At 40.7% G+C, this 20617-nt stretch carries 18 protein-coding genes; 9 read left to right on the plus strand and 9 right to left on the minus strand.

The annotated features are described in order from the left end of the window. Positions 1 to 170 precede the first annotated feature (170 nt). From glpK to I6E72_RS12295, 7 genes are all read right to left on the minus strand, one after another. Positions 171 to 1667 (minus strand): glycerol kinase GlpK, encoded by a 1497-nt coding sequence (gene glpK, locus I6E72_RS12265; protein WP_033010428.1) that lies wholly within the window; start codon positions 1665 to 1667, stop codon positions 171 to 173. 207 nt (positions 1668 to 1874) lie between these two features. Further along, positions 1875 to 3197 carry an alpha/beta hydrolase family protein gene (locus tag I6E72_RS12270; RefSeq protein ID WP_165722200.1) on the minus strand — a complete coding sequence of 441 codons (1323 nt, stop codon included), beginning with the start codon at positions 3195 to 3197 and terminating at the stop codon, positions 1875 to 1877. Positions 3198 to 3226: 29 nt separating this feature from the next. Next, positions 3227 to 4231, minus strand: a complete 1005-nt coding sequence (locus tag I6E72_RS12275) for a Gfo/Idh/MocA family protein (protein ID WP_165722198.1) — start codon at positions 4229 to 4231, stop codon at positions 3227 to 3229. A gap of 19 nt (positions 4232 to 4250) precedes the next feature. Continuing rightward, entirely contained in the window at positions 4251 to 5399 is a 1149-nt protein-coding gene (gene galK, locus I6E72_RS12280) for a galactokinase (RefSeq protein ID WP_165722196.1), read from the minus strand. Further along, positions 5389 to 6453 (minus strand): UDP-glucose--hexose-1-phosphate uridylyltransferase, encoded by a 1065-nt coding sequence (locus I6E72_RS12285; RefSeq protein ID WP_010555021.1) that lies wholly within the window; start codon positions 6451 to 6453, stop codon positions 5389 to 5391. The genes galK and I6E72_RS12285 overlap by 11 nt, the downstream gene beginning before the upstream one ends. Before the next feature lies 1 nt (position 6454). Further along, positions 6455 to 7468 (minus strand): UDP-glucose 4-epimerase GalE, encoded by a 1014-nt coding sequence (gene galE / locus I6E72_RS12290; protein ID WP_024589574.1) that lies wholly within the window; start codon positions 7466 to 7468, stop codon positions 6455 to 6457. A gap of 443 nt (positions 7469 to 7911) precedes the next feature. Further along, entirely contained in the window at positions 7912 to 8154 is a 243-nt protein-coding gene (locus tag I6E72_RS12295) for a YdcH family protein (RefSeq protein ID WP_024600067.1), read from the minus strand. Between the two features lie 552 nt (positions 8155 to 8706). On the opposite strand from I6E72_RS12295, the gene I6E72_RS12300 reads away from it, so the two are divergent. The 8 genes from I6E72_RS12300 (at position 8707) to speD (ending at position 16545) form a co-directional block, all read left to right on the plus strand. Then, the gene (locus I6E72_RS12300; RefSeq protein WP_165722195.1) at positions 8707 to 9288 is read left to right on the plus strand and encodes an anthranilate synthase component II; all 582 of its coding nucleotides are present in this window, start codon (positions 8707 to 8709) and stop codon (positions 9286 to 9288) included. A gap of 43 nt (positions 9289 to 9331) precedes the next feature. Next, positions 9332 to 10492, plus strand: a complete 1161-nt coding sequence (locus I6E72_RS12305; protein WP_197112464.1) for an HDOD domain-containing protein — start codon at positions 9332 to 9334, stop codon at positions 10490 to 10492. 379 nt (positions 10493 to 10871) lie between these two features. After that, positions 10872 to 12077: an aspartate aminotransferase family protein gene (locus I6E72_RS12310; RefSeq protein WP_024600070.1), complete on the plus strand. Its 1206-nt coding sequence runs from the start codon at positions 10872 to 10874 to the stop codon at positions 12075 to 12077. Between the two features lie 85 nt (positions 12078 to 12162). Next, positions 12163 to 13179 carry an arginine N-succinyltransferase gene (astA, locus tag I6E72_RS12315; protein WP_197112465.1) on the plus strand — a complete coding sequence of 339 codons (1017 nt, stop codon included), beginning with the start codon at positions 12163 to 12165 and terminating at the stop codon, positions 13177 to 13179. 15 nt (positions 13180 to 13194) lie between these two features. Continuing rightward, positions 13195 to 14664 carry a succinylglutamate-semialdehyde dehydrogenase gene (gene astD / locus I6E72_RS12320; protein WP_007580085.1) on the plus strand — a complete coding sequence of 490 codons (1470 nt, stop codon included), beginning with the start codon at positions 13195 to 13197 and terminating at the stop codon, positions 14662 to 14664. Positions 14665 to 14796: 132 nt separating this feature from the next. Beyond that, on the plus strand, positions 14797 to 15144 hold the full coding sequence (locus tag I6E72_RS12325) for a DUF3802 family protein (RefSeq protein WP_007580087.1): 348 nt from the start codon (positions 14797 to 14799) through the stop codon (positions 15142 to 15144). Positions 15145 to 15230: 86 nt separating this feature from the next. Then, entirely contained in the window at positions 15231 to 15644 is a 414-nt protein-coding gene (locus tag I6E72_RS12330; RefSeq protein ID WP_002958863.1) for an OsmC family protein, read from the plus strand. Between the two features lie 88 nt (positions 15645 to 15732). After that, positions 15733 to 16545 (plus strand): adenosylmethionine decarboxylase, encoded by an 813-nt coding sequence (gene speD, locus I6E72_RS12335; protein WP_007376266.1) that lies wholly within the window; start codon positions 15733 to 15735, stop codon positions 16543 to 16545. Positions 16546 to 16598: 53 nt separating this feature from the next. Here speD and I6E72_RS12340 read toward each other — a convergent pair whose 3' ends face one another. Together I6E72_RS12340 and I6E72_RS12345 are read right to left on the minus strand one after the other, a co-directional pair. Next, entirely contained in the window at positions 16599 to 17942 is a 1344-nt protein-coding gene (locus I6E72_RS12340; protein WP_197112467.1) for a M24 family metallopeptidase, read from the minus strand. 130 nt (positions 17943 to 18072) lie between these two features. Then, the gene (locus I6E72_RS12345; RefSeq protein WP_197112469.1) at positions 18073 to 19362 is read right to left on the minus strand and encodes an aromatic amino acid transport family protein; all 1290 of its coding nucleotides are present in this window, start codon (positions 19360 to 19362) and stop codon (positions 18073 to 18075) included. A 448-nt stretch (positions 19363 to 19810) separates the two neighbouring features. On the opposite strand from I6E72_RS12345, the gene I6E72_RS12350 reads away from it, so the two are divergent. Continuing rightward, positions 19811 to 20608 carry an alpha/beta fold hydrolase gene (locus tag I6E72_RS12350; RefSeq protein WP_007580097.1) on the plus strand — a complete coding sequence of 266 codons (798 nt, stop codon included), beginning with the start codon at positions 19811 to 19813 and terminating at the stop codon, positions 20606 to 20608. Positions 20609 to 20617 lie beyond the last annotated feature (9 nt).

The following is a 20617-nucleotide window of genomic DNA, read 5'->3' on the forward strand; positions in this document are numbered from 1 at the left end:
ATAAAGCTGCTGTTTTCATTTGACAATAGAAAACCCAGATTTTTATTCGTTAATTTTGACGCCAATCCATTTTCAATTTAAAGCAGTAAAGCATGCTTTTTAAATCTAGCATTTAGCTAAGTTAAAAAAGCAAAGTGGTTAAAGTATTGGCCTTAACCACGTAGTATTTACTATGGGCAGTTTTTATTCGTTAAGCATACTTGAGCTACGCAGTGCTGCCATTTTGCGTATAGGTCGTTACGCTCGTCGGCACTCATGGTTGGCTCAAAACGACGGTCGCATGTCCACATTTTAGATAACTGCTCAGTCGACTCATACACACCTGTTTGTAAGCCTGCTAAATATGCTACGCCTAAAGAAGTGGTTTCGGTCACAGTTGGGCGCTCAACTGTTGCGCCTAAAATGTTTGATAAAAAGGTCATAACCCAATTATTTTTTACCATACCGCCATCTACACGAAGCACACTTGGGCGAAGACCATCACGCTCCATCGCTTTTTGTAAATCTTTGGTCTGGTAACCAACTGATTGCAGCGCTGCGGCAACTATGGTGCTAATACCCGAATCGCGTGTTAGCCCTAAAATAGCGCCACGTGCATTAGGGTCCCAATAAGGAGCACCTAAACCCGTAAACGAAGGCACTAAAAATACACCATGATCGAGGGGGACATCTTTAACCATCGACTCACTTTCGCCAGCATGGCTAAGTAGCTTTAAGCCTTCAACAATCCACTGCATCGTTGCGCCAGCCATAAATATACTGCCTTCAATGGCGTAAGTTGGCTTGCCGTTTAATCTATAAGCAACAGTGGTCAGTAAGCGGTTTTCTGAGGTCAGTGCTTTTTCGCCAGTGTTAAGCATTAAAAAACAGCCAGTACCGTAAGTACTTTTAGCCATGCCTTGTTCAAAACATGCGTGGCCAACAAGCGCAGCTTGTTGATCGCCTGCAATACCACATACGCGAATTGGCGCGCCAAAAATATCAGCGCTGGTTGAACCAAACTCGTCAGCTGAATCCATTACTTCTGGCAGCATAGATTCTGGAATATCGAATAACTCTAGAAGCTCTTGATCCCACTGCTGGGTGTGAATATTAAATAACATGGTGCGCGATGCATTGGTTGCATCGGTGCGGTGCTCTTTGCCGCCTGTTAGCTGCCAAAGTAGGTAAGTGTCAACCGTACCGAAGGCGAGCTCACCTGCAAGGGCTTGTTCGCGTGCGCCTTCAACGTTATCTAAAATCCAACGAATTTTAGTGGCCGAAAAATAAGGGTCGAGCAATAAGCCTGTTTTATCGCTTATCGTTTGGCAAAGCTCATCAGTTGTTAGGCTTTCGCAATAGTCACTGGTGCGACGGTCTTGCCATACAATAGCGTTATAAATTGTTTTGCCTGTTTTTTTGTTCCACACCAAAGTGGTTTCGCGTTGGTTGGTGATGCCAATGGCAATAATTTCTTCAGGCTTTACATCGTTTTTAGTTAACACTTCGCGACTAGTGCTAAGCACTGTTTGCCAAATATCGTTAGGGTCGTGTTCTACCCAACCATTTTGTGGAAAATGCTGCGAAAATTCTTGTTGTGCTGTACCAAAAACGTCTGCATCTTTTGTAAACAAGATGGCCCGAGAGCTTGTGGTTCCTTGATCAATTGAGAGTATGTATTTGGACATGATATTTGTGTTATTTATCTTATCTTATATATGACTAGATTGCCTTTAACCGAAGTTAATGGCAATGGTTTTTTCTTAAAATAGCAGATTAAAAAATAAACACGCTAATATTTTCTGGTAACTCCTTTATATAAAAGGCGTTTTATTTTTGCATTATTTTAAGGGCGTATGCGGCTATTGATTAAAACAGCCGCTTAAAGTTTATTATTACTTGGTGTGAGGTTTAGCTTGTTGCCAATCCATACCGGTAGAAAAGCGATTATCAAACCCGCGCCACTGTGGCAGCGGCTTACCATCAACAACAGCTTGGTCGCCGTTTTGTGGTAAATCTAAGTATTTACACTCGCTGGCTATGCCTTTTACGTGGCAATCCATCATGGCAAGTACAAAGTGTTTGTTGATTTCGTTTAGTGTACGCATAGACCACGAAGGCTCGTAGTAATGGCCTATATCTAGCTCACTGCTGCTTTGTGCAATAGCAGGGGCTGGGTGTGGTGCAATATTGTGGCGTGCATTTTTGTAAGTAAGCATGTACTTATCTTTGCTGCCTGTTTGTTCATAAAGACTTTTAATGCCTTCGTAGCCTGAAATGTCATCTAGGTTACCGGCTACATAAAGCGAAGGTACTTTAATATTTTCCATTGCTTTGGCATCAAATATAGCGTGCTGTCCGCCCCATGGTGCAAAGGCCACCATCGCTTTTATACGCGGGTCTACTTTTGGGTTTTGGTATTGCCCACCAGCGCAGCTGTTTAGCAATTGCTGTACTTGTTTAATTTGAGCTGGGTCTTTCATACCCGTAAACATAGCTGTAGTTTGCTCATTAAAAGCGTAACAACCACCTATTGTATTTACAGCGCCATAGCCACCCATTGAGTAACCAATTACGCCTGCGCTTTTGTTGTCTACTTGCTTGCTTGCAAAGTTGTTTTGCTCATTAAAGTAATTAATAACAAACTGCTGATCGCGTGAGCGATTTATAAGCGTGCTAAAAAAGCCAGAGAACGGCGCATTTTTAAAATCAACATCGGCGTTGGTTGAGTCAGTATGATCAATAGCTACCACAATGTAACCGTTCGACGCTAAATGCTCGCCAAGGTAGTACATAATTGTACGGTAACCGGTATAACCGTGCGAAAGCACTATCACAGGGTAGTGCTCTTTATTATTAATGGCGACATCACGCATTGCATCGGCTTGCAGAGTAAACTCTTTACCTGAGCGAGTTTGATCGGTGTAGCTGGTAAGTGGCGCTTTTGCTGTATTTGCAGCCGGATACCACACCTCTACTTTTAAAGGACGATCTTTTTGACCTTGGGTAGCGGGGTCAAATTGCGCAGGGTTAACTAAATCAAGTGTTTTCACACCTACATTGTAGCCACCTTTAGCTGCAAGTTCTGGGAGTACTTCGCTAGTGATTGGCGGATATAGCTGCTCTGGTTTATTAGATTCAGCAACAGCTACACTGACAGATAAACTGCACGTAGCAAGTAATATGGCTTTTGAAAGCGCCTTGAGTGTGTGTGTCATTGTGTGTCCTTGTTGTGTATTTTTATTTTTTAATTAGTCAGTTCAGCCGACTCGACGGCATTGCTATATTGCAGTTGCCATTGTGCTCGCAAGGTATCCATTATATTCATAACTCGTAAGCTAGTACTTAGTGGCAACACGCTGCTTTGGGTTTGTTTTTGTAATATACACTGCGTGACATGTGCAATTTCAAACTTAAAGTTTTCATCGTCGCTAAAGTTGTATTCAAAGTATTTAGGGTCTTGGCCACTTATATGTAGCTTTAGTGTTTTTGCACCTACAAACTGAGGTATTCGAATATAGCCAAGCTCACCATTAATACATGCTTCTGTTGGGCCATTTTGCTGCAGTGCGCTGGCAAGAGATGCAAATTGCCCGTTACCGTAATCAACTATAGCAGTGCTTCGCTCATCAACGCCGGTTGTGCTTTTATGTACAAAGGATTTGATATGTTCAGGGGCTTTATTAAATACCACATCAGCAATCGAAATAGGGTAAATACCTAAATCGAGCAGGGCGCCACCCGCTGTTACAGGATTCATTAATCGGTGAGTGTCGGCAAAGCTGCCAGGTAAACTAAAGTTGGCATTAACACTGTGCACATTACCAATAACACCTTCACTTAGGAGCTGTTGTAATTTTACTATAGCTGGTAAAAACCGCATCCAAACACCTTCCATTAAAAAGCAGTTTTGTTGCTTGGCAAGCTTAGTGAGGCTTTGTAACTGCTCAGCATTAACGGTAATTGGTTTTTCGCTTAGCACGTGCTTATTGTGTGTTAAGCATTGAGCGATAGTTTTAAAGTGTTGATCGTGCGTATTGGCAATATATACGGCATCTATATTTGGGCACTGCATAAGAGCTTGATAGCTCTCATAGCCTTGAATATTGTACGGTGTGGCAAATCTTTTAGCGCGCTGCATACTCGTTGATGCAGCGCCAATGAGCTGTGCATCACTGCAATGCGCAATGCTTTTAGCAAAGGTGTGAGCTATATTGCCACACCCAATAATTCCCCAATTAACCTTTGCCATGCTTATTCCTTAAGTTTATTTAAAAAGACGTAATTTGTAATCCTGAACCCGCTGAACATACGTAAATATCAGCATTTAGGCTAAAACGCTCAAAGTAATGCTTTTCTACCGCAGCTTTAATTAGTGGTACTTCCGCATCGCGACACAAACATACAATTGCGCCACCAAAACCACCCCCTGTCATACGTACTGCGCCGCGATCGCCCATCGCTTCTTTACAAATTTCTACTAGGCCATCGGTTGCAGGTACGGTTACTTCAAAATCGTGTTTAAGTGATTGGTGCGATGCTGCCATTAGCGTACGAAGTGCATCCATATCATTATTTTGTAGTGCAGTTGTTGCTGCAATTACACGGTCGTTTTCGCTAATTACGTGGTGTGCACGTTTATATTCGTTTTCGCTTAATGTTGCTTTTACTGCTTGCAGGCCAGCCATGGTGGCTTGGCGAAGTGTTTCTACACCCATTTTTACAGCAGCTTGTTCGCAGTCAATGCGGCGCTGGTTGTACTCGCTATCAACCAACTTACGCGGGTAGTTAGAGTTAACAATAACAATATTTAAATCATCAGGAACTTTAACTGATTTGGTTGCTAAGTTTTCACAGTCGATTAATAGTGCATGACCGTTCTCGCCTTTAGCTGAAATAAGCTGATCCATAATGCCGCATTGGCAATGCATAAAGTCATTTTCGGCTTCTTGGCCAAATAGCGCAATTTGCTCTGGCGGTAAACCAAGCTGTGCAATATGGTTAAACATACCGCCAACTGCAACTTCTAGTGCTGCCGATGATGACAAGCCACTACCTTGCGGTAAGTTACTGTCAATTAGTAGATCGGCGCCACGCAGTGTGTAGCCCGCTCTTTTAAGAGCATAAGTCACAGCACGAATGTAGTTACCCCATTGCGACTGGCCTTCAGTGATTTCTTCATCAACACTAAAGCTGTCTTTTTCGCCTGGGTAATTTAAAGAATGCACAGTAATAATATTGTCGTCGCGCTCTTTAAACATTACTTGGGTACGAAACTCTAACGAACACGGTAAAACAAAACCGTCGTTGTAGTCGGTAAATTCGCCAATGAGGTTTACACGCCCCGGTGCTGCAGCAATACCTTGAGCAGGCGCGCCATACAGTGACAAAAATTGTTGTTGGAATTCGTTAAGCTTCATCTGTGTGTCCTGCTGTATCTTTATAGTGTGTTGTACTGGCTGCTTTTAAAATAGAAGCAGCGGTTTCTGCGCTTAAATCGCGTTGGCTTTCGCCTAGCATTTCGTAGCCTACCATGTGTTTTTTAACAGTAGCAGAGCGAAGTAGCGGCGGATAAAAGTGTGCATGCAAACGCCAATGTTGCTCATCAGAGCTTCTATTAGCAGGTGCATTGTGCCATCCCATTGAGTATGGGAAGCTGCAATTAAATACGTTGTCGTACTTAGTGGTTAATACTTTAAGTGCCTGAGCCAAAGAGTCGGTTTGCGCATCGTTTAGCTGGCTAAAGTTTTGAATGTTATCTTTAGTTACTAGCATTGTTTCAAACGGCCACGCTGCCCAAAATGGCACAACAACAAGCCAATGTTCGTTTTCAAATACAACACGTGTTTGATCTGCTTGCTCTTTTTGCGCGTAATCGGCAAGCATGGCTGTGCCATGCTTTTTATAATAGGCAAGCTGCTGGTTATCTTCGGCTTCTATTTCGGTTGATAAATGCGAGTGAGCCCATACTTGGCCGTGAGGATGAGGTTGCGAACAACCCATGATCTCGCCTTTATTTTCAAAAACTTGTACACATTCGTACTGCTGTGCAAGCTCTGTATAATTTTGTTTCCAGGTTTTTACTACTTCGTGCAATGCGTTTTGGCTAAGCTCTGGTAGTGTTTTATTATGCTCTGGAGAAAAACAAATTACGCGGCATTCGCCACTGGCTTCGTCGGCAATAAATAAATCGCTGTCTGACTCTAAGCTTTGTAATTGCTCGCTGGCATTAGGCGTTAATGCGCCAAAGTCATTTCTAAATACGTGTGTGTATTTGTAATCAGGGTTACTGTCGCCATTTGCACGGGTATTACTTGGGCAAAGTGGGCAGCTGTCATCGTGTTTTGGTAATACGTTTTCGTTAACGGCTTCTGTTGCGCCTAACCATGGGCGGTTATTACGATGTGGTGACACTAATACCCAACGACCCGTTAGCGGATTTTTACGTCTGTGAGTACTTTCTAATAAAGCCATGTTAACTCTCCAACCCACTTGGGTAATTAGTTTGCCAGCGCCATGTGTCGTTTGTCATGTCGCTAAGTGTTAGTTCTGCGTGCCAGTTAAGTGTGTTTTGCGCTTTTGTGGCATCGGCGTAGTTACAGGCAATATCACCTGCTCGGCGCGGCGCAATCTTATACGGAATATCTTTATTGGCTGATGCGCTAAATGCGTTGATCATATCAAGCACAGAATAACCTTGCCCTGTGCCTAAGTTGTAAGCATGAAAGGCGGTATCTGTTTTATGCTGCATAAATGCCGCAACATGACCTTTAGCTAAATCTAAAACATGAATATAGTCGCGCACGCCTGTGCCATCTTCGGTGTCGTAGTCGTCACCAAAAATATTGACCACGTCACGTTTACCTACTGCAGTTTGAGCAATAAAAGGCATTAAGTTATTAGGAATACCATTAGGGCTTTCACCTAATAAACCACTTGGGTGTGCACCTACTGGGTTAAAGTAACGAAGCGCAATACCCATAAATTGACTGTTGGCATTACATACGTCTTGCATGGCTTGTTCAACCATGACTTTAGTCCAACCATAAGGATTAGTTGCGCGTATAGGATGCTTTTCGTCAATAGGGAGGTAGTCTGGCTCACCGTATACTGTAGCCGATGAGCTAAATATAATATGGTTAACGCCTGCCTCTTGCATGTTTTGTAGCATGCTTAATGTGCCCGACACATTATTTTGATAATAACGCAGTGGTTGCTCAGTTGATTCGCCAACGGCTTTTAAAGCCGCAAAGTGAAAAACAGCTTCGGCTTTAGTATGTTTTAGGGCGAGTTTAAATTGTTGCTCGTCTTGAATGTCACCCAATATAAACTCAAACCGAGTGCCAGTAATCTTTTCGAGTTGGTCAAGTACCCGCGAACTAGCATTAGACAAGTTATCATAAATAACAGGTGTAATACCTGCTTCATGCAATGCAATACATGTGTGGCTACCTATGTAACCCATGCCGCCAGTGACTAAAACTTTCATGTTTATTCTCGAAAAGTGTATTTATATGATAAATACTACTATTAAGGTGGTTTAAAAACAATAGTTATGATTGTTGGATAATTCAAATAAAAGCATAAAAAACATTCAGATTAAACACTCGCCTGCCTCTAAATAGCATGCTTTTGTTTTAACTAACAAAGGCTTAGCTTTATAAATTGATTAGATAAACTGTTTCGATTATTGACCTAATTTCAGCGGTAGGGGGGCTGCTAATATAGCGAGAACAAAGTTAGGAGAGAGCAACATAAATAAAACAGTTTTACTTACCGGTGCTACCGATAGCACTTGCTAGAAACGCAAAGATGTTATTAACCCAAGTACTGTATTTATGAAATCTGTGGGTGGCTTTGTAAAGTTTTAGAAAAAATCCTTATGGTTGATCTAAAGAGCTCACTTGTCAGTGAGCTCTTTTTTTAGCTGGATTACTGCTCTTGCTGCAAGCGCTCGTATAGCCAATCTTTTAATTCTGTACGTTCATGTTTTAGCTGATGCATTTGCTCATCGCTTATGGGCGCATCTTTGAGCTCTAACACTCTAATTTCTTTATCTAGCTTGTCGTACTTATCTGCTTTTTTTGCAAATTCAGTATCGCTTTCATTTAACTCGGCAATTGTCCTTAAGTACTCTGGAAAGTCATTAGTTAATGAGTGGTCTTCGCCTAACATATTCGCTCCTTAATAGGATATAAATGAGCTCACAAGTAAGTGAGTTGTATAAGTGAATTACTGCCTTTCATATAATACACTGGGGCTTACATAGATATAATTCAACCATTGAGCCGCTAATTTGATGTAGAGCAAACAATCTGTTTATTTTGCTCAGTAAGGCATTTCACCAAAGTATTTAACAGAGCGATCAATAAACGCACGTACTTTAGGGGTCAATAATTTATTGTTGGGGTATACAGCCTAAATAGGAGTGTTAACTACTCGCGAAAAGCTTATAGCTCGATATTATTGCTCAAGCTGCAAGGTATCTCTGGCTAGAGAAAATAAATTTAAATATCATCATGATTTAATACGTTAATAAATCTCTTAAGCAGAGTTCGGGTTAAGTAAACCAGTACCCACTAGAGACTTTAAAGAGCTTTTAGCAAAAAGAGTTAATTTTTAACGCTTTTTGCTAATTTATGTTGACTAATTAATAGTGGTAGAATGCAGCGCTTAGTACCACTTGTGTGAAGTAAGTGGTCAATAATTTATAAGGTCTGTTGTGTAATGCTGTTGATGATCGACAACTACGATTCGTTTACTTACAACTTAGTGCAATATTTTCAGCGTTTAGATCAAGACGTTTTAGTAAAACGTAATGATGAGCTAAGCATTGCGCAAATAAAACAGTTAAACCCGCAGCACATCGTGTTATCGCCGGGGCCATGCACGCCTAACGAAGCGGGTATTTCGTTAAATGTTGTTGAGCAACTAAAAGGGCAATATCCTATTTTAGGGATTTGCTTGGGGCATCAAACTATCGCGCAAGCTTTAGGGGGAGATGTAATACGTGCTAAAAAAGTAATGCACGGTAAAACATCACCCATAGTTCATACTAATAAAGGGGTGTTTAAAGGCTTAGCTAACCCGTTAACAGTATGTCGTTATCATTCTTTAGTGGTTAAAGATCAAACTCTACCTAAAGAACTTGAAGTAACCGCATGGACTCAGACTGAGCAAGGCGAGTTTGACGAAATTATGGGGTTACTTCATAAAGAACTAGCAATCGAAGGTGTGCAGTTTCACCCCGAAGCTATTCTAACTGATCAAGGCTTAGAACTGCTTGATAACTTTTTAACTCGCTTCTAATGTTATAATACACAGAGCATTTAATACTTTATTAATGGATGTCATGACTGAACTTGTAGCGCAACAGCGTACTGCCAAAATACTAAGCCAACGGGCTCATGACTTATTGCTTGGGCACAGCTTTGCGCATCAGCAAATTGGTTTCATTCATACATTAGATATAGATTACGGCGAACCCATGAAGCAACGCACTTTGCTTCAGGTTGAAGTGGCCGCACAGAATAAACGCCAGCAAAGCAGTACTGCACATCATAAGTACCGCGCTCAAGCGAGTGAGCAACTGCACAAAACAATTGAAACAGCTATATATAAGCAGCTCGAAGATATAGATGGTGTAATTCACAGCACTATAGGTATTGAAGATGGTATTGCCAATATACTCGATATATTAGCTGTAAAGTCGGCGTCGGTAGGACGTTTAGAGCCACTGGTTAATGATATAAGCTGGTTGGGTAGAGAATTAGTAACGCTCGTTAATTTACCTTACTATCGTAATCAGCGTAGTAAAAATACGTCTGTAAAAGTAGATAAACCATCGCTTGCCCTTCGTTATATTGGCCTTGATAACTTACAGCTTGTTATTCCTACATTTGCTGCCCGTCATTGGATGCCACATAGCACCGAACCATTTTCATTATTAAAACGCCGGCTACGCGACAGCGCGATGGCAAACGCGATTGCTGCGCAAAAAATTGCACAAATTAATAATGTGAATGACGTACATGCATTTACCCTTGGTATGCTTTTAGATGTAGGGCGAATTGCATTAGTGCGCTTGTACTTAAAAACGTTTGAGAAAGTATGGCAACGCAAAGTGCAGTTAGCCCGAAATGAAAACCAAAAAGATTTACACACCGCATTATTAGAGCTACAGCCCGACCCGCTATTTTTAACCACTCTACTTAGCAATAAGTCGATAGAAGTAAGCGCCAAAGTAATAGACAAAATGGCTTTTAAATATTTACCGTTTAAAGGTGTCATGCAGCAGCTAGTAAATGGGGTAGATAAAGGCGATACATTACTGCCATTAACAGAAGTAATGCTAAAGGCACGTTGCTACTCTCAATATCTTAATTTAAAAGAGCATCAACTTATTGAGGCTGATGAAACTCTAAGCTGGTTTTCGTACTTTAAGTTCACTAAAACGGAACTAAAAACCCTCCAATCGAGTAATTTTACCAATTTAGCTATTCAAATTGACTAAAAATCTGAATTTTTTGTTAATTTTTTTGCGACTAACCATTCATTCTCACTCTATTGTTATATTGCATATTTGCCGATTAAAGCATGCGCGCCTTGGTGCTCATGCGGTTAGTTGTTTAAAAATAAGCATAAATAGCTATGCAAATAGTTATTCACTATCTATGAAATAATATCTTTAGCCCTTTATTCTCAAGGGATACATGAAAGTTTTTAACGAGACAGATATAAGTAATTCTGAAATAATGTGCGTCTGAAAATTGAACCACAAAGCAATTTTGCGCAATTATCAGATTTCTGATCTTGCCTATAAAGTTGGTTACAAATATTAACCAAACACCTATTTTGATGTTTTGTGTTGCTCACAATTAAGAGGAAATAAAATGACAGTCAATCGCGAATTATTTGATCACGTAATGGTTCCTAACTACGCACCTTCAAGCGTAATTCCTGTTCGAGGCGAAGGTTCTCGCGTATGGGATCAAGAAGGTCGAGAGTTTATCGACTTTGCTGGTGGTATTGCAGTTAACTGTCTTGGCCATTGCCACCCTGCATTAGTAGGCGCATTAAAAGAGCAAGGCGAAAAAATCTGGCATCTATCAAATGTAATGACCAATGAGCCGGCACTTCGCCTAGCTAAAAAAATGGTTGATGCGACATTTGCTGAAAAAGTTTACTTTGCCAACTCAGGCGCAGAAGCAAACGAAGCAGCGCTTAAATTAGCGCGTCGTTTTGCACTTGATAAGTTTGGCGCAGAAAAATCACAAATTATCGCGTTTAACAAAGGTTTCCACGGTCGTACATTCTTTACCGTAACTGTTGGTGGCCAAGCTGCATATTCAGATGGTTTTGGTCCTAAGCCTGGCGACATTGTACATTGTGATTACAACGACCTAGCTGCTTTTGAAGCGCTTATCAGCGACAAAACATGTGCCGTAATGATGGAACCTCTTCAAGGTGAAGGCGGTATTGTTTCACCAACTGACGAGTTTGCTCAAGGCGTTCGCGATTTATGTACTAAACATAACGCACTGCTTATTTTTGATGAAGTTCAAACTGGTGTTGGCCGTACTGGCGATTTATACGCATACCAAGGCTTAAACATAGTACCTGATATTTTAACTTCAGCTAAAGCACTTGGCGGCGGTTTCCCTATTGGCGCTATGATCACAACAACTGAAATTGCACAGCATCTTAAAGTAGGTACTCATGGTTCTACTTATGGCGGCAACCCGCTTGCGTGTGCTGTTGCAGAAGCTGCATTTGATACAGTAAATACCCCAGAAGTACTTGCTGGCGTAAAAGCTAAAGCAGCATTATTTAATGAACTACTTACTGCGGTTAACGAAAAATACAACGTATTTAGCGAAATCCGTGGCCAAGGTTTATTAATTGGTGCAGTAGTGAACGAGCAATATAAAGGTCGTGCAAAAGAGTTTTTAGTGGCAGGGACTGAGCAAGGCCTTATGTCATTAGTTGCTGGTGCAGATGTAATACGTTTCACTCCATCTTTAGTAATTCCTGAAGCGGACATTCGCGAAGGTATGGCACGCTTTGAAAAAGCAGTAGCAAGCGTAGTAAACGCATAAGCGGCTTAAGCCAACCAATTAAGGGCAAGCACCGCTTGCCCTGCAATTCCTATTTACCGTTATTTATAAGGGAGCAAGCGGACTCATGATGATCCTTCGCCCAATCCAGCAAAATGATTATTCAGCATTACTGAAAATTGCCCACGAATCAGGGCATGGTTTTACGTCTTTGCCATTAAACGAAGAACTATTGCAAAAAAAGATCGACCATTCAGTAAGCTCTTTTGCTAAACAAACGTCACAACCTGGTGACGAAGGCTACCTGTTTGTTCTTGAAGATAGCGAAACCGGTGAAGTTGTAGGAACATCTGCAATTGAAGCTGCGGTAGGGCTTGATGATGCATTTTATCATTATCACTTAAGTAAAGTGATTCACTCTTCGCGCACATTAGACGTATACAAAGCGGTTGATATTCTAACGCTATGTAACGACTACACAGGTGCTACAGAGCTTTGCACATTGTTTTTAAAAGATGGTTATCGTAAAAATTGTAACGGTAAGCTACTTTCAAAAGCGCGCTTTATGTTTATAAAACAGCATCAAGAGCGTTTTGCGCAAACAGTAATCGCAGAAATGCGCGGTGTGTCTGACGAAAACGGCAGTAGCCCTTTTTGGCAGTGGCTTGAAGAGCACTTTTTCTCAATGGATTTTCCAACAGCCGATTACCTAACAGGTATTGGCCAAAAGGTTTTCATTGCTGAACTAATGCCTAAATACCCAATTTACGTAAACTTGCTAAGTAAAGATGCGCAAGCCGTAATAGGTAAAGTACACGACAACACTCGCCCAGCAATCGAGTTATTAAAAAGCGAAGGCTTTACGTTTAATGGCTACGTAGATATTTTTGACGGCGGCCCAACGGTTGAAGCAAAAGTAGATAACATTGCGACTATTCGTAATGCGCATAACTTTAAAGTTGAAATAGGCCAAATGACTGGCGACACCATGGTGTTACTAGCTAACGAAAAGCTTGAAGATTTTAGAGCAACCGTTGCACCAATGACATTTGACGAGCGCGCGAAAAGCCTTATTTTATCGCAAGAAATAGCAGATGCACTGCATTTGCAAACTGGCGATATTGTTAGTGCAACCACGATTTAATTTAGGAGAAAGTATATGACTCATCCTGCACAATTTATAAATGGTCAATGGTCACAAGGCCAAGGCACAGAATTTAATTCAGTAAACCCTGCAAATAACGACGTTATTTGGCAGGCTTCATCGGCAACTGCGGCGCAAGTAGACACCGCAGTAAATGCAGCGCGCGAAGCGTTTTATGCATGGGCTGATAAAAGCTTTACTGAGCGTTTAGAAATAATTAAAGCATTTGCAGCGCAATTAAAAGAAAACAGCGAAGAGCTCGCTATTACTATTGCACAAGAAACAGGTAAGCCACTGTGGGAAACTCGCACAGAAGCGGGTGCTATGGTTGGTAAAATTGCCATTTCTGAAAAAGCATTTTTAGAGCGCACTGGCGACGTAGAAAACGCAATGCCACTTGGCCGTGCGATGATTCGTCATAAGCCACATGGTGTTGTAGCCGTATTTGGTCCGTATAACTTTCCGGGTCACTTACCTAATGGCCACATTGTGCCAGCGCTTTTAGCAGGTAACACGGTTGTGTTTAAACCGTCTGAACTTACTCCTAAAGTAGCTGAGCTTACGCTTAAACTGTGGGAAAAAGCAGGTTTACCAGCAGGTGTCATTAACCTTGTACAAGGTGAAGTAGAAACGGGTAAAGCCCTTGCTGCTCACAAAGGTATTGATGGCTTGTTCTTTACGGGTTCTTCGCGTACTGGTCATATTTTACATGAACAGTTTGCGGGTCAACCTGGCAAAATTTTAGCGCTAGAAATGGGTGGTAATAACCCACTTATTATTACTGACGTTGAAGATACTAAAGCGGTTGTTCACGATATTATTCAATCAGCGTTTATCTCAAGTGGCCAGCGTTGTACGTGTGCACGTAAACTATTTTTACCAACGGGTAGCAAAGGCGATGTGATACTGGAGCGTTTAATCACAGCAACTAAAGCGATTAAAGTAGGTAATTATGACGATGCAGACCAGCCATTTATGGGCTCTATGATCTCATCAGCTGCAGCTGCGGGTATGGTTAAAGCGCAAAACGAGCTTGTTGAACTTGGTGGTGAAGTATTAGTAGAACTTGAGCACACAGCTAATACTGGCTTTGTAACACCAGGTATTATTGAGTGTACAAATATTAGTGACTTCCCAGATGAAGAGCATTTTGGACCACTTTTAAAAGTATTCCGCTTTGACGACTTTGACCAAGCAATTGATAAAGCAAACGATACAACCTTTGGTTTATCGGCTGGTTTATTAAGTGACAGTGCAGCAGATTACGACCACTTCTTACGTCGTATTCGTGCAGGTATTGTTAACTGGAACCGCCCAATTACTGGCGCATCAAGCGCAGCACCGTTTGGTGGTATTGGCGCATCGGGCAATCACAGAGCAAGCGCGTATTACGCAGCCGATTACTGTGCATACCCAGTTGCTTCAGTAGAGCTTGAAAAAGTAGCTATGCCAGCAACACTAAGCCCAGGCTTAAAAATAGATTAAGTAGTAATACTACTTAATTATTATAAAAGCAGCTTCGGCTGCTTTTTTTGTATTGCTAACGCGCAAAGCTAGCAATCAACAGCGCTTTCTGCTTAAATCAAAAATAATTAATTATACAAAGGTGGTACAAAAATGGTTTTAGATAGGCAAGGGTACGATGATTTGATCATGTATCTAACTCAAAATTTAGCATTGTTTGAGAAGCCAGGCGAAATAAAACCAGGTGCCCCAACAGTAATGGAATTAATCGAAGACGTTATTGCACAAAATGTGATGCTCATTTGCGAGCAGCACACAAACCTCAACACAGAGCAGCGTAGTCAAATTGTACGCGAAGTTGATGGCATTGTTTACGATTTAGAAGAAGTCCTCAGCAGCATCACCTCACAGCCTGTCACGGTTGAACAGCATGCCTTTATAGATGAATTTGCAGGTTTAGTAAAAAACCTCTTTGATAGCGCTTTAACACAACAATCTTAGCCATTTTATAGCCCTGCGTTGCATTTTCATTTGCAACTACGGCTAACTTGCTTACAATCAAGAAAATATTTTTTTGAGATATAACAATGCAAGCAAATGTAAAATGGGTTGAAGGCGATACGTTTATTGGTCGTTCTAATTCTAACCACAATGTTGTGTTTGATGGCGGCAGCGATAGTGCAGCACCAAGCCCAATGGAAATGGTTTTAATGTCAGTTGGCTGTTGTTCATCAGTTGATGTGGTTAGTATTTTAAAAAAAGCCAAACAAGATTTTTCAGATGTACAAGTACAACTAAGTGCAGAGCGCGCCGAAACAGCCCCACGTGTGTTTACCAAAATCAACTTACACTTTGTTGTTAAAGGCAATAATGTGTCTGAAAAGCACCTTGCACGCGCCGTTTCACTCTCTGCTGAAAAGTATTGCTCAGTTGCATTAATGCTTGATAAAACAGTAGAAATTACGCATAGCCACGAAGTTGTGCAAGATCAAGCAAAATAACGCTTTTTCCACGAGGGAAATTCGTATAAAATCCGCGAACTTTTCATTCTGCAGGTGCAGAACCCACTAATTTATAGGTTGGTTTATTATGAACAAACCCTTCGATAAACTTAAACTTCATGGCTTTAACAATTTAACCAAAAGTTTAAGCTTTAGTATTTATGATATTTGTTACGCAAAGACCGAGCAACAACGTAAAGAATATATTGAATATATCGATGAGCAGTACAGTGCAGATAGACTAACCGACATTTTAGGTGAAGTTGTTGATATTATTGGTGCTAACATTTTAAATGTAGCGCGCCAAGATTATGAACCGCAAGGCGCAAGTGTAACTATTTTGGTTTCAGAAGAACCAGTAGAAGAGCAGCAAAATTACGATGCTGACGAAGCACCAGGCCCATTACCTGATTCAGTTGTTGCGCACCTAGATAAAAGCCACATTTGTGTACACACATACCCAGAAGCTCACCCTGATGATGGTATTTGTACATTCCGTGCTGATATTGAAGTGTCTACTTGTGGCATTATTTCGCCACTTAAAGCGTTAAACTTCTTAATTCATAGCCTTGAATCAGACGTAGTAACAATTGACTACCGCGTTCGTGGTTTTACCCGCGACATAAACGGTGTTAAGCACTACATTGATCATGCTATTAGCTCGATTCAAAACTTCATGACAGAAGATACAAAAGAAGCGTACCAAATGATGGACGTGAACGTGTATCAAGAAAACCTGTTCCATACCAAAATGATGTTAAAAGAAACCGATCTAAACACGTATTTGTTCGGCCTTTCTACGGCAGATTTATCTGAGGGCGAAGAAGACGAAATTCGCTCAAAGCTGACCCGTGAAATGCAAGAAATATTCTATGGCCGTAACCTGCCAGATACAGAATAATAGCAACGAATTAAATTAAAAATGGCGCTCAATGAGCGCCATTTTTTTATGCTTTATTTTACAAGCAATAGCTGTGTTTGTCGGCCATTTAAATACCAGACACCGCTTTTATCAAAAATAGCATCTTCCTCTAGCATTATTCTTATTTCTTTATTCCACTGTTTTATAAACACAGCATTGTTAAGCTCAATTGAGTAAGCTGTATTTAAATGTAGCGGATAGTCACCATCTCCCGGTACACCTTGCTGAGAATCCCACATACCTAATGTAGTGCCAGCAGCGTGGCCATGATAGCCAAGAGGATGGGTATAAATAGTGGGCTTTAATCCCTGCTCAATAGCGGCTTTTCGTGCTGCAGCTAAAACCTCATTACCGGTTTTACCTACCGCAAATTGACTGGTAAATATGTCTTGTAGTTTATTACCGCTTTTTAGTGCTTCAACTAAGTAACTAGGCGCACTCGTTTCGTTTTCTTTGAGCACATACGCATGCTGCTGCGTGTCGGTATTTAAGCGTAAATAAGTAATACCAAAATCTACATGAAGTAAGTCACCGGCTTGTATAACGTTATCATCGTAGCCATTGGTAAAGCTTTCTTCATGATTAAACGACTTCGCATCGGCGCGCTGAATAGCAACACTTGGGTGAAACCATGTTTGTAGTTTGAGCTCTTTTACGCGCTCTCTAAACCACCATACCAAGTCATCGCTAGTTGTTTCACCAACCGTAATTGCTTTACCCGAAAACCCCTCTGCAATAATATGATGGGCAATAGCGACAATATGTTTATACATTTTAACTTCTTCAGGAATGCGTTGTTCTAACCACGCAACACCAAGCGGCTCGGCAGAAATTATTTTATTGTGATAAGTGGCGGGCAAGTTAGCCATTAAGGTTTTGTAATCGCCTAGCACAAGGCCATCGGCATGTGCCCAGTCGGTAGAAGTATTAAGCGCAATGTTGCGAGGTTTGTATTGCTCAATAAGTGTATTGAGTGCCTGCCACTGGCTAGGTTGTGTTTGTTTATCCCACCCTTTTTTAAATACGTTACCTATTTTATAAGGCGCAATAGCGTAAGCATCAACACCACCTTGTTTATTAAGTGCAAATAGTAAAATCGTGGTGCGTCTGGCTGAAAGCCATGTTGCAGGCAGCATTGTTTTTAATATTGGATCTTCGTTATATTCACGACTTATAAGTAGCCACATATCAGTGTTGTGCTGCTTCATTAATGAGGGCATTAAGGTATTAACTCTAAGCTCAGTTATTTTATCTATAAACGCAGCGCGCTCTTTCATCGATAAAATAGCGGGAGCGTCATCAGCTTTAACAAAGAGGCTTAAAACAAGCGTAGTTAGCAAGCTTACGTAAAGTAGGAGTTGTTTAGTAAAGTGCATAATTGTTTTATTTTTAGGCTAGTTAATTTATAACATGCCTGAAGAGCGACTATAAAAAAACAATTTGAGATAAACTGCACACAAAAAAGCCCAGCTAATAAGTAGCCGGGCTTTTGTATAAACAGTTTTATTACTTAAGCATACTGTATAAAAGTGCAAATACAGCAAGTGAGCCAATCGCTAATATAAATAGCGTGCTAAAGCGATTTCGGTATTTATTAAGTGCAGGTACTTTATAAACTGCAATCATTGGCATGATGAATAAAATCATTGCAATGATAGGGCCTGACAACTGATCCATCATGTCTAAAATACTTGGGTTTTTAACTGCACAAAACCAAATAGCTAAAAACATGATTAACACACCAATTTTATCGGTAACGCCAGCGCTTAAGCCTGTTTGTTTAGTTACTAAACCTGTAAAGCTTTCGCGTGCACCTAAGAAGTGCCCCAAAAACGACGATGTAATAGCAATAAAGGCAACAAGTGGCCCAAGTGTGGCAATAAACGAGTTATCAGTAATATTAGCCAGGTAGGATAAAACCGACACGTTAGCTGCTTTAGCCGCCGCCATTTGTTCGCCTGTAAGCGACAGCACGCAAGAAAATACAAATAACAGTACAAAGGTAATAAGTAGCAAGCTAGTGCGCTTTAAAATCGCCTCAGACTTACGTGTAGCTTGTTCGCCGTAATGACCGCGTTGCACATTCACAAAGCTTGAGATAGCCGCTGCGTGGCTAAACGAAAACACAATAATAGGAATCGATAACCACAACGTTTTACCAAAGCTGCCTATTTCAGGCACAGTCATATCTGGCATCTGCCAGCTAGGGATTAAATAAAGTGATAAAAAGAACAATATGCCCACAAGCGGATAAACTAAAATAGCAAAGGCACGTAGCATTAAGCGCTCGCCGCCCATCATTAAGCTAATCATACCTGCAACTAATACACCCGAAAGTAGCACGCGAGAAGGTGATTCCATCCCCATTTGATTAACCATAAAACTATCAACAGTATTGGTTAAACCCACACCGTAAATAAGCAAAATTGGGAATATAGATAAAAAGTACAACAAGGAAATTAATCGACCCGCAGTCACACCAAAGTGTTCTTCAACTACGTCGGTAAAATCGGCATCTTTATTTTTTGACGACAGTACAAAACGTGCTAGTCCACGGTGCGCAAAAAAGGTCATTGGGAACGCTAAACACGCCATAATAATTAACGGCCAAAAACCGCCAATACCAATGTTAATAGGTAAAAATAAAATACCCGCACCAACGGCGGTACCAAATAAACTTAATGTCCACTGCGTATCGTGCAGGTTCCATTTAGTTTTTGTATTTGAATTTTTGCTTGAATTTGTGTGTGTGTTTGGTGATGCATTTGAAAGCGTTGCATCTTGAGATGTTGTCATGTGTGTGTGCTCATCCATTATTTAAATAATAACTGCGCCGAAGGGTATAGTTTTTAGAGACATTTTTCATGTTTTGAAGAGATTTTTAGACTAATTAATTAGACTCAATTGGAGGGTAAGTGTCATGAATACGAAACAGCGGTGTAAAAGTGAGCAAAAGCCTTAAATGGCAACACCCATATTATAATTGAAGAGTAGGTTGGGTAGAGCGAAGCGAAACCCAACACGCTATAGGTCATGCTAGCAGAAAAGCCGAGGAAGGCGGTTTTCATAACGTAAAAATAGGGGAAGGTCATTTTTATTGGTTTTCATTTAAAAATCAAAGTCTGCTCTCAAAAGCTGTTAAGTAGAAGCCATTGATCTCAACTTCATAAGAGATTTTTATTAAACTCCGTTATACTTCCTACAATTGAATATGCCAAACGAAGTAAATAGGCCGCTAACTGCAATGAGCAAAGAAATTCTTTTCCATACTACTTTTGCGCACGAAACCAGTAAAACATGGGTTGTATTTGTCCATGGAGCAGGTGGTAGTTCGGCAATTTGGTTTCGTCAGCTTAAAGCTTATAAAAAAGAATATAATGTGTTGTTGCTAGATCTTCGTGGTCACGGTAAATCGAATAACTTAGTACAAAACTTTGTTGATAATAATTATTCATTTAATAATGTCTCTAAAGACATTATCGATGTGTTAGATCATAACAATATCACCAGCGCACACTTTGTTGGTATTTCATTGGGCACAATTATTATTAGAAATATTGCTGAAATTGCGCCGCAATATGTTTCTAGCATGGTGCTAGGTGGAGCGGTTACTCGTTTTAATACTCGCAGTAATACATTGGTTTATTTAGGTAATACTTTTAAACACTTCTTGCCTTATATGTGGCTGTATCGCTTATTTGCTTTTATTATGATGCCTAAAAAGCGCCATAAAGAATCTCGACTTTTGTTTGTTCGTGAAGCAAAACGCTTGTGCCAAAAAGAGTTTATAAAATGGTTTAAATTAGCCATGGACGTAAACCCCTTAATGCAGTACTTCAAAGAAAAAGACATTGATATACCTATTCTGTACATTATGGGTAAGGAGGATCATATGTTCCTTGGCCCTGTTAAAGAAATGGTTAAGCGTCATAAAAATAGCGTACTGCAAACTATTCACCATTGTGGCCATGTTTGTAATGTGGAACGCCCTGACTTATTTAATCAGCACTCGCTTGCTTTTATCGCCCAGCAAAATCGTTAAGGGTTGTAG

Origin of the sequence: Pseudoalteromonas sp. NSLLW24 (assembly GCF_015864725.1) — a bacterium.
Classification (GTDB): Bacteria; Pseudomonadota; Gammaproteobacteria; order Enterobacterales; family Alteromonadaceae; genus Pseudoalteromonas; species Pseudoalteromonas arctica.

Excerpts from the sequence above, each read along its gene's own strand:
- astA (WP_197112465.1), top strand. The coding sequence starts at position 12,163 with ATGATGATCCTTCGCCCAATCCAGCAAAATGATTATTCAGCATTACTG.
- I6E72_RS12350 (WP_007580097.1), top strand. The coding sequence starts at position 19,811 with ATGAGCAAAGAAATTCTTTTCCATACTACTTTTGCGCACGAAACCAGT.
- I6E72_RS12325 (WP_007580087.1), top strand. The coding sequence starts at position 14,797 with ATGGTTTTAGATAGGCAAGGGTACGATGATTTGATCATGTATCTAACT.
- I6E72_RS12300 (WP_165722195.1), top strand. The coding sequence starts at position 8,707 with ATGCTGTTGATGATCGACAACTACGATTCGTTTACTTACAACTTAGTG.
- I6E72_RS12330 (WP_002958863.1), top strand. The coding sequence starts at position 15,231 with ATGCAAGCAAATGTAAAATGGGTTGAAGGCGATACGTTTATTGGTCGT.
- I6E72_RS12340 (WP_197112467.1), bottom strand. The coding sequence starts at position 17,942 with ATGCACTTTACTAAACAACTCCTACTTTACGTAAGCTTGCTAACTACG.
- galE (WP_024589574.1), bottom strand. The coding sequence starts at position 7,468 with ATGAAAGTTTTAGTCACTGGCGGCATGGGTTACATAGGTAGCCACACA.
- I6E72_RS12285 (WP_010555021.1), bottom strand. The coding sequence starts at position 6,453 with ATGGCTTTATTAGAAAGTACTCACAGACGTAAAAATCCGCTAACGGGT.
- glpK (WP_033010428.1), bottom strand. The coding sequence starts at position 1,667 with ATGTCCAAATACATACTCTCAATTGATCAAGGAACCACAAGCTCTCGG.
- I6E72_RS12275 (WP_165722198.1), bottom strand. The coding sequence starts at position 4,231 with ATGGCAAAGGTTAATTGGGGAATTATTGGGTGTGGCAATATAGCTCAC.
- astD (WP_007580085.1), top strand. The coding sequence starts at position 13,195 with ATGACTCATCCTGCACAATTTATAAATGGTCAATGGTCACAAGGCCAA.
- I6E72_RS12295 (WP_024600067.1), bottom strand. The coding sequence starts at position 8,154 with ATGTTAGGCGAAGACCACTCATTAACTAATGACTTTCCAGAGTACTTA.
- I6E72_RS12270 (WP_165722200.1), bottom strand. The coding sequence starts at position 3,197 with ATGACACACACACTCAAGGCGCTTTCAAAAGCCATATTACTTGCTACG.
- I6E72_RS12345 (WP_197112469.1), bottom strand. The coding sequence starts at position 19,362 with ATGACAACATCTCAAGATGCAACGCTTTCAAATGCATCACCAAACACA.
- galK (WP_165722196.1), bottom strand. The coding sequence starts at position 5,399 with ATGAAGCTTAACGAATTCCAACAACAATTTTTGTCACTGTATGGCGCG.
- I6E72_RS12310 (WP_024600070.1), top strand. The coding sequence starts at position 10,872 with ATGACAGTCAATCGCGAATTATTTGATCACGTAATGGTTCCTAACTAC.
- speD (WP_007376266.1), top strand. The coding sequence starts at position 15,733 with ATGAACAAACCCTTCGATAAACTTAAACTTCATGGCTTTAACAATTTA.
- I6E72_RS12305 (WP_197112464.1), top strand. The coding sequence starts at position 9,332 with ATGACTGAACTTGTAGCGCAACAGCGTACTGCCAAAATACTAAGCCAA.